This window comes from Paraburkholderia sp. SIMBA_054 (assembly GCF_046534875.1).
Classification (GTDB): Bacteria; Pseudomonadota; Gammaproteobacteria; order Burkholderiales; family Burkholderiaceae; genus Paraburkholderia; species Paraburkholderia hospita.
This window is the reverse complement of sequence record NZ_JAWRXV010000011.1, coordinates 141579-155300: the sequence shown is the minus strand read 5'-3', so window position 1 is coordinate 155300 and position 13722 is coordinate 141579. Positions and strand designations below refer to the sequence as shown.

Sequence of the window (13722 nt, the reverse complement as noted above, 5' to 3'; positions counted from 1 at the left end):
TTCTTCTTAGCGCGCAATGCTCAGGCGCCAGCCTCCCATCAGGTCGAATGGTGCCCAGAAGAACGGATGTGCAAATTGTGAGTTCTGCATCACCGCGAGTTGCGCGGTCCGCATCGCGTCGATGGCTTCATGACCGTCGGCGAGCTGCGAGTAAAACGTGCGCATGGTCAGCGCACTCGATTCGTCGGCCACAGGCCACATCGACACGATCAGGCTCGTCGCGCCCGCATAGAAGAAGGCGCGCGTGAAGCCGAGAATCTCGTCGCCGCGCGCGATCCGCCCAAGCCCCGTCTCGCACGCCGACAGCGTGACGAGCGACACGTTGTTCAGCTTCAGGTTGTAGATGTCTTTCGCGAGCAGCGAGTCGGGACCGTCGGCAGGCTGCGTCGCGGGCGCAAGCAGGATGCGCGAATGCAACGGGTCGATCGTGTCGGCCTCCGCGTGGGTGGCGACATGCAGCACCCGGCCCGTAGGCGCATTGTCGCGGAAGCTCACGCGCGTCGCGCTGGATTGCAGAAACACTTCCTGGCGCGCAAACAGCGGCGCGATGCCGCGAACCTCCGCCTCGGCGCCGGGCAGCGCATAGGCGGGCGCGATCGTCGGATTGCCGAATGCGACCAGATTGCTCGCCACCTTCAGCTCCCGCGTGGCGAGCTGCACTGCGACGCTCGCCGAAGGCTCCAGGGCGATTGCGTGGCGCTGGATCAGGAAGCCATCCGGGCCGTGCAACGCCTGGAACGGCAGATAGTGCAGCGCGCCGTGCGGGACGATGATCAGCCGGTCGTCGGCGCGTAATCCGAGGGGCGCGATCAGCAGCGCGTAGAGCTTGTCGCCATAAGTGATCGCGGTTGCCCGGCGGCGCACGATGGCATTGCGGAAATCGGTGACGGCGGCATCCATGTCGGCGCGCGCGATGGGCAGCGTATAACCCTTGAGCCCTTCGTTGCGGATCACCCACACGATGATCGACTTCTCGAGGTTGTGATATTCGACGAGCGTCTCGTTTGGCTTCAATCCGTTACGCACCACGTCGAGACCCGGCACATCGCCGTTCAGTTGACGGTCGTTCACGCCGGCGTCGACGCGGTTGCGCACGACATCGAGCAGCGCGCGCGCCCGGCTGCGCTCGGACAGGCTCCACGCCGATGCATAGTCGCCCACTTCGACCGTCAGCGTGATCGCCATTTCGAACACGGACTGCGTATCGCCGAAGAGGCCCGTCTTGAACTCTTCGCTGCGAAAGCGCGCGCGGATTTTCTCCGAATCGTCCACGGCCTGCAGATAGGCTTCGCGCGCCCTCGCCCTCTGGCCGAGCGCAAGGTCGGCGCGGCCAATGCCTTCGTGTGCCCAAAGGCGGTCGTAGTTCGCGTCGCTGCCGCCGCTTTCTGACAGCAGCGTGGTGAACGCGAGCAGCGCGTCCTGGGGCTTGCCTTCGGCAAGCAGCAGGTTGCCTTCGATGCGCCGGTACTCCGGCGCGAGGTCCGCGCTCGGCGCGGGACTGGCGGCGTCAAAGGTCTTGCGCGCGCCGGCCGTGTCGCCCGCGGCGATCTGCGCGTTCGTGATCGACAGCAGCACCAGCGGACGGTAGCGCGGCGACGCCGTTTCGAGCGCGCGGTTGTAGGCGTCGATGGCATCCTGCGGATGGCCGCGGCGCAGCGCGATGTCGCCCAGCACCTTGTTGGCGGGCGCAAACACCTGTTCGGGCGCTTTCGGGGTCGACGCCAGCGCTTCCTGTGCGTATTTCTCGGCGTCGTCGAGATCGCCGGCGTAGCTGTACGCGATCGCGAGGTCGCGTTTCGACAGCGCGACCAGATCGGCGTTGTCGGTACGCTGCGCCATCACCAGCGCGCGGGCGGCCGCCTCGACGCTGTCGCGGAAGTCACCGCGCTCGGCCGCCGATACCGCCATGCTGCAATAGTCGTACGCGGGCAGCGTGACGCGATCACGCGAGAGCAGCAGACGCCCTTCGGCCGTCAACGACTGCAGCGTTTCGGCATCGCGTTCGCGCTCGGTCGCCTGTCGAAAGCCTTGGGATTCGGGCGCGAGGCCCGGCGCGGCGCCGCTGGCAGGCGTGGCTGGCGCGGCCGCGAACGCGCTGCCCCATACGCCCGATGTTGCACAGACGACGAGCGCAGCGATGCCCATCATGCGCGACCCGGCATGCGCCCTGACACGCAAGCGCGTAGTGCCGCCTTGCACTGCACGCCTCGCGATGCGCGCTACGCAGGACATCGGGATTCTTATGAGTTCGTTCACATCGTCTTCCTGCTGGAAGGTCCATGGACGCGACCGGAGAGCCGTTGTGACTGCGAGGGTGTGCGGGCCAGAGCGAGCGCCGCCAGAAATGCCTGCAACTCTTTCTAAAGAAACGATTGTGTACGCGCATTTTGAAAACGGCCTGGGACGCCGGAGGCCGTCGCTTCAAAAACGGCCGCGTGATTCGTCTTGTAGATACACGCACGTGCGCGTGGGGATGGCGCATGCTCGTTCGCAGCGCCGCGCGACTGGACTTTCCTGTGAATCCCGTCCCGATGAACAGCCCCGATGACAAGACGGTAATCGTGCCACACCCACCCGAGCCCGACAGCCAGCCGGTGGGCGTCGATCCAGCGGGCTCGGATAGCGCGACCATCATGCCGCCGTCGACGTTCGCGGGCGCAGAGTCGCATCACGCGCTGTCCGTCGGCACGCGGGTCGCGGAGTTCGAAATCAAGGGGTTGATCGGTGAAGGCGGCTTCGGCATCGTCTATCTGGCTCACGACACCCAATTGGGCCGCAACGTCGCGCTCAAGGAATACATGCCATCCTCACTGGCTTCGCGCGGCAGCAACGCCGAAGTCACGGTGCGCTCCGAGCGCCACAAGGAAACCTTTCTCGCGGGCCTGAAAAGCTTCGTCAACGAAGCGCGCCTGCTCGCGCAGTTCGATCATCATTCGCTCGTCAAGGTCTACCGGTTCTGGGAAGCGAACAGCACCGCCTATATGGTGATGCCGTACTACGAAGGCGTCACGCTGCGCGACGCGCTGCGAGCGAAGAATGGGCCGCCCGACGAAGCGTGGCTGCGCGCGTTACTGACGTCGCTCGTCAGCGCGCTCGACGTGATGCATCGCGCGCAGTGCTACCACCGCGACATTGCGCCGGACAACATCCTGCTGCTGAAGGACAGCGGGCGTCCGCTGCTGCTCGACTTCGGCGCGGCGCGGCGCGTGATCGGCGATATGACACAGGCGCTGACCGTGATCCTGAAGCCCGGCTATGCCCCCGTCGAACAGTATGCGGAAATCCCGTCGCTGAAACAGGGGCCGTGGACCGACATCTATGCGCTCGCCGCGGTCGTCTACTTTGCGATCGTCGGCAAGACGCCGCCGCCCTCGGTAGGCCGGATGATGAGTGACAGTTACGTGCCGCTCGAGACGCAAGCGTCAGGCCGCTATTCTCCCGCCTTCCTGCGCGCTATCGATCACGCGCTCGCAGTGCGGCCCGAAGAGCGGCCGCAGAGCGTGCAGGTGTTTGCAACGGAGTTGGGTCTTGCATTGAGCGGTCAGGACGGAAACCATGACGAGCCCAGCGCGTTGGCTTCGCCGCGTACGGCAGCGCCTGCCGCGAGCAGTGGCGTGCCGGCCCGCGAGGCGAGCGGCGCGCTTCGATCGGGCACGGCAAGCCGTGACAGCCCGGGGGCTTCCGGCTCCGGTGCCACGGCGGCCGACGCGTCGCGCACGACAAGCCGGCGCTCCACGGCAATAGCGGTTGGCGCGGTCGTCGTCGTCGGGCTGGCGGGACTTGGAGGCTGGTTCGCGATGCGGCCCTCAACGATCGCCCGGCTGCCCTCCACCACCGTGGCTGCAGGCAGCAGCCATCCGACGGCGTCGGGAGCGGAGCACGCGCAGACCGTGACCCCGCCCGTTCCGTCCACTCCACAGGTGGCGAGCACCGGCATGCAGGCGCCGTCGGCAAGCGGGTCTGCAAGCGCCCCCGTCAGCACTGCCGCAAATACGACCACGAACCCGATACCAAGCGCCGCGCCCGCGCTACCGCCTTACACGCCCGGCGGCGAACTCGACCGGATCGTCTCCCTTGCCGACCCGTCGATCAGTGTCAAGGCCAACACGCGCAGCACCACCGCGCGCATCAGCAAGGATCATCTGCAATTCAGGGTCGGCAGCAATCGCGCGGGCTACGTGTACGTCTTCATGGTCGACCCCGCCGGGCAATATCTGATGCTGTTTCCGAACGAACTCGACAAGAACAATGCAATCGCCGCCGGCCAGACGCTTTCGTTGCCGCGCGCAAGCTGGCCGATGATGGCGGGCGCGCCGGCTGGCCCGAACCACTTTCTCGTGCTGGTCTCATCCGCGCCGCGCGACTTTGCAGACGGCGGGCTGCAACGCGAATCGGTGTTCGCGGATTTTCCCGCGGAAGCGCAGCGCGCCGCCGCGATACGCCGCACAGTCAGCTATTCGCCGTTCGCCGGCAAGCCGCGCTGCACAGCGAGCGCGACCCAGTGTCCAGACACGTTCGGCGCGGCAACTTTCACGATCGACGTCGTCGGGTCATCGACGTAGCGGACAAGGTAGACGTCCACGCATGGGGCGCAGGAGGCAGCATGCACAACGTACGTTGGATGCTCTGTGTGGTTGCGGCGCTCGCGGGTTGTGCTGGCAACCAGCCCGCCTCGACGACGACCTTCGGACCGGCGGGCACGCCGTCACCCCAACCAGCGGCGCAAGTGTCGTCACCAATGCCGTCGCCCGCACCTGCAACGCCGCTTCCGTCCACGCAGACGCAAGCGGTACCCGTCACGCCGGTTACGGTGGCGACCACGTCCGCCGCGCCTGCGACATCCGCTGCCGCGCCTGCGCCGGATGCAAACGCGAGCGGCAGCATCGCCTTCTCCACCCGTCACGCGTACTACGCATCGGCCCGCTTCGCTGATCTGCCCGGCTGGAACACCGACGACCTCAGCAGCTCATGGGACGCTTTCAAACGCAGTTGTGCGGTTCTGGGCTCGCGTGCCGGCTGGTCAGAGCCGTGCGCGGCGTCACGCTCGGTCGATGCGCGCAACGTCGCCGCGATCCGCCAGTTCTTCGAGACGTATTTCAACGCTTACCAGATCCGCAATACAGACAAGAGCGGCGACGGCACGCTGACCGGCTACTACGAGCCGCTGCTCAATGGCAGCCGGCAGTACGGCGGCGCCTTCCTCTACCCGGTCTACGGCACACCCGACGATATGCTGTACCTCGATGCCCGTCGCCTGCCGGATAGCGCGCGCGGTACGGCGAGCACCGCGCGCATCGATGGCCGCATGGTCATCCCCGTCACCGACACCACGCCGGGGAGCACCAGGGGCGTCTACGTGCTCGATCTGAGCGACAGTGTTCCAGACATACGGGACAAGAAGATCCGTCTGCGGCTCGATCGCGACCGCATCGTGCCGTACTACACGCGTGCCGAGATCGAGCGCGGTGCGCTCAAGGCGCCGATTCTCGCTTACGTCGACGACCCCGTGATGCTGTACTCGATGCAGGTGCAAGGAGCAGGCAAGGTGCGCATGAGTGACGGCACGGTGCGCCGCTTCGCATACGCGGAGCAGAACGGCCGCCCGTTCCTGCCGCCCGTCGCGCGCAAGAACAGCGGCAGCGGGCAGCGGATCACCGTGCGTGGCATCGACGTTGAGATAGACGTCGAGGACGAGTCGCCAACGGGTGGCGCCGGCAACGCTAGTCCACCGACGCCTGGCGATGCGACGGGCGGCGTGCCTGCCACCCGCACGCAGGACGATGACGAACCGGTGTCGCCGCTGCTGCGCGGTTTCAAGCTGGCGGCAGCGACACCACAAGGATCGGCGCCCGCCGCGCGTCCCGCTGCCAGCGACAACATGGCAGGCGCAATGTCGAAAGGCTCCGTTGCTTCGAAGACGGGCGACGGCGCCGCGGGAGCATCGGCGAACAACGCCCCCGTCAAGCGCGTGTTCGCCATCTCGGACCCGAGCTACGTGTTCTTCCGACTCATTCCCGATTCGCCGAATGGGCCCGTCGGCGCACTGGGCGTCGCGTTGTCGGCGGGCCGTTCCATTGCCGTCGATCCGCGCACGACGCCGCTCGGCGCGCCGGTGTTCGTCTCGACGCGCGACGATCCGCAAGCACCCGGCGCAATCGACCGCCTGATGATGGCGCAGGACTCAGGCGGCGCCATTCAGGGCGCAGTGAGAGCGGACTATTTTTATGGCTTTGGCCAAAGCGCGCAGGCCCAGGCGAGCCGAACGAAGGAACGCATCCGCATGTGGGTGCTGTTGCCGAAAGGGCTGCCCATCGCCGCGCGGGACGCGACGCTGAAAACGCGAGGCGGCGGCGCGCCGACTTCGAGTACCGATTGCCTGGTCAGCGATCCCGAATTGTGCGTCGACGATACGCCTTGAGGGCTTGTCACTCCAATGATCCGGGGCGCGACATGACAGGCCATATGGAACGCCGCCCTGTCTGATCGATAAGGCATCCTTTCCATATGAAACTCCTCAACCGGATTACCTGTTTGCACCAGAGCCGACCGCTTCATTCGGAGTAGTAGTAGCACAGCGTCCCGGGCTTCTGATGAAAGTTGACAGCGAAGGTCTGCATTGGATCGCCGGGGTGCTTGCCCACGTATTGGTTCGGGTCACGGACCTTGTGACGAAGGACGTCCGGCCTGCCAGTTAAACAAGCCGCTCGGCAACGGACTTGTGCTTTCGCTGCGCGTCCTCGCTGATGATTTTTGTCTTCTGGCCGTAGAACGTCCGCAGCGCTTCTCCACCGACCTGGCGAAACCGGTTCTCGGTGAATTTGCAACCGTCGTACGGCGGCAGCCCGACTGTCATAGCCTCTTCGTAATACTCCTCGATGAGTGGTTCGGGCCGAAACACGCATCGTCCCGTCACAAGTCGCCAGCCGTGTATCAACTCGTGCACCAGTGCGATCCAACTGGGCCGCGTCATCCATGCCGCACGCTCGGACGGGGGCAGGTCCGCACCCGCGTCGGCCTGGTCGGGATCCCATACAACGAAGGCTCCCGTGCCCGCCCCGGGCGTCAGATGAGACATGATGTGATAACCGATAAGGCCGTTCTGGAGAGATCGGACAAAGTCGACGCCCTGCTCAATTTTCTTCAGGGAATCAAACTCGTCAATGCGGTTGCGCAGGATTCTGTCCGTGCCGTGGGCGGCCTGCCTTTCTGCCGTTGGTGACTTATGCGCTATTGGATAGTCTCCCGCTCTTGATCCTGTGCCCATCGTTTTCGTGAACTGCTCCTTTTTTCCTCCCTGTGCCTGCGTGACATAGAATTTGAGGAACTTCGCCACGGCTGGGTGGGCAGCCGTGATGACCTTTGCGTTGATCAACGCCTGAATCTTCTGGGACAGAAGTTCCGCGGCGAGTACCTCTGTGTAGCAGGCCTGGTTCATATCCTGGGCGCTTTGCCGTTCCATCACGCATTTGTTGGCTTGCCCCAGGCCAGCCTTGATCACGAGGAGATCGCAATCGGCGCTGTTGATCTCCCTTCCATGTTCCACCCCGATATTGAACGTGAGAATTTTTTCGAATGCCTTTTTCACGGCTTTCTTGAATTTTTCGGCCTCGAAATCCGGCATCGTCTCGCGGCGTCTGTTTCCATGGTACGTCTCCGCCACAATTCTCATCGTCATGTCATGCCTCCTGCGCCGTCCGCCTCGCCGTACCCGCGGACCGCTGCGCTCGCGACCTGTCATCTCGCACTTCCCGCTGACCGATACTTGCTGCATGGCAGCGTCTTGTGGGCCACAAAAAGAAAACGCCCGCGTATTAACACAGGCGTTTCCGTGGCCCCGCTACCGCGCCCCATTGAACGACTTGATCGTCCGTTATGCATCAGGGGCCGGCTTCCGCGCGGCTCACTATCAGTATAGGACGCGCTGAGGAATATCCAAGTCGACGATACTGGCGTTTCGACGATCCAGTATGCCGATGTGTTTCGCGCACGAAAGCTTCACATAATTAAAGCAATGGCTATTTAGCGTGACCGTACTATTTGGCTGCGCCCGTTCCGGCTATCTTGACGAAGATCCGACACCTGCAATAAGCGCCGCCGTGGCTTCAATGACGCGCCGCCAGCGGCAGGCACACCTTGAATTTTGTCTCGCCGGGGCATGAAGCGACGCTGATCGTGCCGTTATGCCGCTGCACAACGGTCCGGTACGCGATGTGAAGCCCCAGGCCATTGCCCTTGCCTAAAGGCTTGGTAGTAAAGAAAGGCTCAAAAAGCCGCGCGACGATATCGGTCGGAATGCCGGACCCCGTGTCCATGATTTCGATGACCGCAAAACTGCCTTCCTGGCGCGAGCGTATCGTGAGTTCGCCGTTGCCATCCATCGCGTCGACGGCATTGTCGATCAGATTCGTCCACACCTGATTCAACTCGCTGCCGTAGACGGGTACAAGCGGCAGCATGCGATCGTAGTCGCGCTTGACGGACACGCCTTGCCTGAGCTTATGACGCATGATCGTCAGCGTATCCTCGATGCCGCTATGTATATCGACCTCCTGCAATGGCGCCTGGTCCATATATGAATAGTCCTTCATCGCCTTCACGATCTCGGAAATACGACCCGCACCGATCCAGGCCTGGTTTCCCAAAGACCGCAGCTCCAGCGTCGCAGCCAGCCAGCGGACGCCCGCGCCGAATTGTTCTGGTGTCACGCGCGCGGCGACGGGTTCGAGATCGTCCGGCGAGAACCCGGCCACCGCGAGTTGCGGCGCGATCAACCACGGTTTGGCAAGCCCGCGTGCGGCGAGCCAATCGGCGAGCACGCTTTCGGCTTCGCTTTGCCGCAATGCAGCTTGAGGCGTCGTATCGGCGGTAAGCACGGCACGGCTTGCCCAGCCGTCCAGCATATCGACGACTTCGGCGGGCATCGCGCTCACGACCAGCACTCGCGTCGCCTCGCGCATGTTGTCGAGCGATTCGCGCAGACAATCGGCAGCGCGCGCCACGGCGGCGGCGGGATTGTTCAGTTCATGTGCGAGGCCGGCCGACAGGCGGCCCAGCGCGGCGAGCTTCTCGCCATTGAGGATGAACGCGTCATAAGCGGTGATGCGTGCGTAGATCGACCGGAAGATGTGACGGCTGAAGGACTCGCATTCGTTCAGCAGCGTGCGGACCACTGACTCGGGAAGCGCGACCAGAAAACAATCTGTCGCGGCCGTGAAGGTCAATGGCAGCGGCATGTCCGCGAGCAGCGAGGTCTCTGCAATCGAGGTCGGCGCGGGCCGCCGGTCATCGAACACTTGCCGCCCGCCCACCATTTTTTCCGTCACGATTTCGCCGTCGAGCAGCACGAACTGATGCGTGACTCGCTGCCCCTCTCGCATAAGGATCTCGCCCGTCTTCAGATGGTATTCGTCCAGATTCGCGCGCAGCCATGTGCGTCGCTCTTCGGGCAATCCAGAGAAGAGAGGCATCTCAAACAGCGTAGACAGATCGCTCATGGACTCGCCAGATACTGGTGGATGAAATGCACGGCAATCGATCCTTCGCCGACGGCGGCCGCAACGCGCTTGACGGAATCGGCGCGCACGTCGCCCGCCGCGAAGATGCCCGGGACACTCGTTTCGAGCAGATACGGATCGCGTCCAACCTGCCATCCCGAAGGCCTCCGGCTGCCCTTGACCAGCACGCGGCCCGTCAGCAGAAAACCATGCTCGTCCCGCTCGACGACCCCGCGCAGCCACTCCGTGCAAGGCGCAGCGCCGATGAAAACGAACAGGCCGCTTGCTTCAACCGTTTCGACTCGCCCAGTCTGCACGTCACGCAACGTGATCGCATCGAGATGTCCGTCGCCGCTCACGCTTTCGACCTCGGTATGGGGCCGCACGCGAATATTGCCGGTTTCGTGTATTTGCTGGACCAGATAGTGCGACATGCCTGCGCTCAGCGACGGTCCCCGGCACAGCAACGTGACCGATCGCGCGTACCTGGAAAGGAACATCGCGCCCTGTCCCGCCGAATTCGCGGCACCCACGATATACAAATCCTGATTGGCGCAAGCGACGGCCTCGACGAGCGCCGCGCCGTAATAGACGCCCGCGCCCGTCAGCGCCTGCACGCCGCGCGCTTCCAGTTTGCGATACGCCACGCCGCTCGCGACCATCAGCGCAAGACAGCTGACCTCGGAGCCATCGGAGAGCCTGACGAACTTGTACGGCGCTTCGATTCGTAAGCCCACCGCATGTTGCGTCAGTATCATTTCGGCGCCGAAGCGCCTTGCCTGCATCAGCGCGCGCCGCGACAGTTCCGCGCCGCTCACGCCCGCCGGAAAGCCAAGATAGTTGTCGATGTGCGAACTGGTGCCTGCCTGACCGCCGGGCGCATCACATTCGATGATCGCCACCTGCAGTCCTTCCGACGCGCCATACACTGCGGCAGCGAGCCCCGCCGGCCCGCCGCCCACGATCACGAGGTCAAAGAAAGGTGTGGTCGAGCGCGTGCGCAGTCCTACTTGCTCGGCGATCTGCGCGGTGGTCGGACGGCTCATCACGGTGCCATCCTCGAATATCAGCACGGGCAACTGACGCATGCCTGGATGAAGCGCGTTGATCAGCGGATCGGCCTCGTCGTGCCGCTCCACATCGAGCCATCGGAACGGAATGTGATTGCGCGCCATGAAGTCGCGCAGCAAATGCCCTTGCGGCGACCAGCGGTGGTCGAGCAGACGGAGGCCTTGCGATGCGGGACGAAACGATGCGTGCCAGTCTGCGAGCAGGTCATCGAGTGCCGGATAGAAGTTCTGTTCCGGCGGATGCCACGGCTTGAGCAGATACTGATCGAGATGCACCGTATTGATCGCGCGGATGGCGGCATCGGTATCCGCGTACGCCGTCAACAGCACGCGCTTGGCCTCTGGGAACAGTTCGATTGCCTGTTCGAGGAACTCGATCCCGCTCATCTGCGGCATGCGCTGATCCGCGATGAAAAGCGCAATGAAGCGGTTTTGCAGACGCAATTGCTGCGCGGCTTCCAGCGCAGCCGACCCCGACTCCATGCGCACGATCTGGTAATGCTCGCCGTACGCAACCTGAAGATCGCGCGCGACCGCACCGGCCACGATCGGGTCGTCATCGACAGCGAGGATTACGGGTTTTTCCATGACAGCGTCAGCGGCTCACGCCAGTTCAAACGCTGGCTACGCGCTGTTTGTGCATCTGCGTCAGCGATGAATCGCGGCGTCTGTTGCAAGCATTGTAGGCGCTGCTGCGCCAAGGTCGTGATTGCTATATCGATCGGGAAATGGGGCCGGTTCGACATGACTTGCTATGCGGCGGGCGGCACGTTGAAGCTCAACGGCAGTGTCACGCGGAAAGTCGTCCAGCCCGGACCAGACTGCGCCTGTATCGTGCCGCCGTGCCGGTTGACCACGATGCGGTACGCAATATGCAGACCGAGCCCCAAGCCATGGTCGTGCGCCCCGGCGACGTGCTTTGAAGTGAAGAAAGGCTCGAAGAGATGTGTCAATGCCTCTGGCGGAATGCCCGGCCCATTGTCGGCGATCTCGACGACAGCGTAGTCGGCATCGCGCCGCGTGCGGATCGTGATAGTGCCCTGCCCGTTCATCGCCTCGATCGCGTTCTCGATGATCCGCGTCCAGACCTGGTTCAATTCGCTCCCATACACCTGAAGTCGCGGCAAGCTGTGGTCGTAGTCGCGTATCACGTCGATGCCGCGCTTCATCTCATGCATCATCACGGTCAGCGTGTCGTCGATGCCTTCGTGAATGTCGATCTCCTGCTGCGGGCCCTGATCCATGAACGAATACGACTTCATCGCGGCCACAATATCGGAGATGCGCAGTGCGCCTTGCATCGCTTCGTCCATCATCGAGCGAAGGTCCAGCACGCGTGCAATCCAGCCGATGGCGGAATCGAACTGCCGTGTGTCCAGGCTCCCGGCCAACGGGCCGAGGTCCTCCACGGTGACCCCGTGTGCAACGAGAACGGGTGCCGCGAGCCAAGGCTTCGTGACGCCATGCGTGGCCAGCCAGTCGCCGAGCCGCACTTCTGCTTCGCTTCGCTGCAACGAATTCATCGCGGCGTCAGGCGCCTTGCCGTTTGCCAGGGCGCTGAGTCGAGCAACAACCTCGCGCGGCACGGCATTGCAGCCGAGCGCCAACGCCGCGTCTTCGAGCGCCGCAAACTCGCGGCGCATGTGGTCGAGCGCACGCGTCAACGCGGCAGCGGGATTGTTCAGCTCGTGCGCGAGCCCCGCCGCGAGTTTGCCCAGGGCGGCGAGTTTCGCGCGATTGAGGTCCGCTGTTTCCAGCGCAGTCAGCCAGTCCGTCATTACGCGCGCGACGACACGCCCAAACGGACCGCTCGACATGAACAGTTCGCGGAAAGCCGCCTCAGGCAGCCGGGCAAGCCGGCAATCGCGCATGGCCGTCAGCGTGGCCGGGAAAGGTATTGAAGCGATCACGCACGGCGTGCCGAACACATCCGGCGCAGGAAAGCGCTCGCCGTAGTCCCGTCCGTCTTCGCGTCTCGTCGTCGTAACTTCGCCTTCGAGCAGGATCAGCAGGCTCGTGGTCATTTCGCCTTCGTGCAGCAGCACCTCGCCAGCACTGACGGAGAACTCGATCAGGTTCTCACGCAGCCATTGCAGCCGATCCTCCGTGAGGTCCGCGAACACGGGTACCTTGCTCAACGTGTGGAGTTCGATCATGGCTCGCTCTCGCTGCTCGGGCAGAAGTCCTGCGCTACAAACAGGCTGCAGGCCCCGGCGACGGCGAATGTCGCCGGGTTCGAACGCGTTGATTCAGTTTAGGTGATCGGCGGGTCGACGGGGAGCGCTGGCGCAGGATAGAGCAAGCCGAACTCAACACATACAACGTTGGTATCGGTTCGCTGCGACGACGCGAAAAGAAGCAGTCAACGGCGACGGTGACGTATCAAGCCACAGCGTGATTACTGCGATGGTGGTGGCGGCCGAAACCAGTCCGATCTGAAATGGCACCCGGACACGGCGGTGCCGATACCAGACGAAAGTCGATCACGGTCCGCCACATCGATGTGCTGCACGGCCACCGAGTCCGCCCGTTGCTGACGCTCGAAGTCGGCCATCAGTTTCTCGATTTCGCGCTTGAGATGGACCCTCCCCCGCTCCGCGCGATCCGCGTCATCCCGCAGCTGTGCGATTTCGAGATCGAGCTGTTTCCGGTCCAGGGCCGCACGGCGACTGAAGAGCCATGCAATAACGAAGCGCACAGTAGCGGCCAGAACAAGCGGCAACGGCCACATATCCTTGACCCATTCGGTCAATGCGCTGAATGTGCTCATGGCCGTTGTCCATCCCATGGTGTGCTTCCTTTCCAGACAGACTCCAGGCTACATACCGATCGCATGGTGATTCGCCGGTCAGTGGCCGAAATAGAGCCGCTTCGGATCGGCGTCGGCTCGATCGATCACAGGCGCACCAGATACCGACAACGGACTTCCGATTCCACCATAACCGCTGGCGCCTCATGCTCAGTGGCAATACGCGCTTCGGCTGTCTGGATCGCTTCGGGATAGTGGGCGTCGTCGCCCACGTGCTTCCACTTCTAGCTTTGCAAAAATGAGAGAACGCGCGGACGCGGCGCTGGCTCAAAGCGTCGCGCCCGCATGTTGCCCGTGCCATTGCGAAACGCTGGAATGAATTCTTCGGCATCTCGACGCAGCGCACATG

The 13722-nt window shown here is 63.6% G+C and carries 8 protein-coding genes; 2 read left to right on the top strand and 6 right to left on the bottom strand.

The window, feature by feature from the left end:
- Positions 1 to 6: 6 nt before the first annotated feature.
- Positions 7 to 2256: a CHAT domain-containing protein gene (locus SB822_RS15960; protein WP_410855166.1), complete on the bottom strand. Its 2250-nt coding sequence runs from the start codon at positions 2254 to 2256 to the stop codon at positions 7 to 9.
- 224 nt (positions 2257 to 2480) lie between these two features.
- On the opposite strand from SB822_RS15960, the gene SB822_RS15955 reads away from it, so the two are divergent.
- Positions 2481 to 4562: a protein kinase domain-containing protein gene (locus SB822_RS15955; RefSeq protein WP_410855165.1), complete on the top strand. Its 2082-nt coding sequence runs from the start codon at positions 2481 to 2483 to the stop codon at positions 4560 to 4562.
- Positions 4563 to 4603: 41 nt separating this feature from the next.
- Positions 4604 to 6418, top strand: a complete 1815-nt coding sequence (locus SB822_RS15950) for a murein transglycosylase A (RefSeq protein ID WP_410855164.1) — start codon at positions 4604 to 4606, stop codon at positions 6416 to 6418.
- A gap of 273 nt (positions 6419 to 6691) precedes the next feature.
- On the opposite strand, the gene SB822_RS15945 is transcribed toward SB822_RS15950, so the two are convergent.
- The 5 genes from SB822_RS15945 to SB822_RS15925 form a co-directional block, all read right to left on the bottom strand.
- Positions 6692 to 7675 (bottom strand): M91 family zinc metallopeptidase, encoded by a 984-nt coding sequence (locus SB822_RS15945; protein ID WP_410855163.1) that lies wholly within the window; start codon positions 7673 to 7675, stop codon positions 6692 to 6694.
- Between the two features lie 427 nt (positions 7676 to 8102).
- Positions 8103 to 9494 (bottom strand): ATP-binding protein, encoded by a 1392-nt coding sequence (locus tag SB822_RS15940; RefSeq protein WP_410855162.1) that lies wholly within the window; start codon positions 9492 to 9494, stop codon positions 8103 to 8105.
- Positions 9491 to 11152, bottom strand: coding sequence for an FAD-dependent oxidoreductase (locus SB822_RS15935; RefSeq protein ID WP_410855161.1), 1662 nt, complete (start codon positions 11150 to 11152; stop codon positions 9491 to 9493). The genes SB822_RS15940 and SB822_RS15935 overlap by 4 nt, the downstream gene beginning before the upstream one ends.
- A 164-nt stretch (positions 11153 to 11316) precedes the next feature.
- Entirely contained in the window at positions 11317 to 12720 is a 1404-nt protein-coding gene (locus SB822_RS15930) for an ATP-binding protein (protein WP_410855160.1), read from the bottom strand.
- A 242-nt stretch (positions 12721 to 12962) separates the two neighbouring features.
- Complete coding sequence (locus SB822_RS15925) at positions 12963 to 13334, bottom strand: hypothetical protein (RefSeq protein ID WP_238554572.1); 372 nt, start codon at positions 13332 to 13334, stop codon at positions 12963 to 12965.
- Between the last annotated feature and the right edge of the window lie 388 nt (positions 13335 to 13722).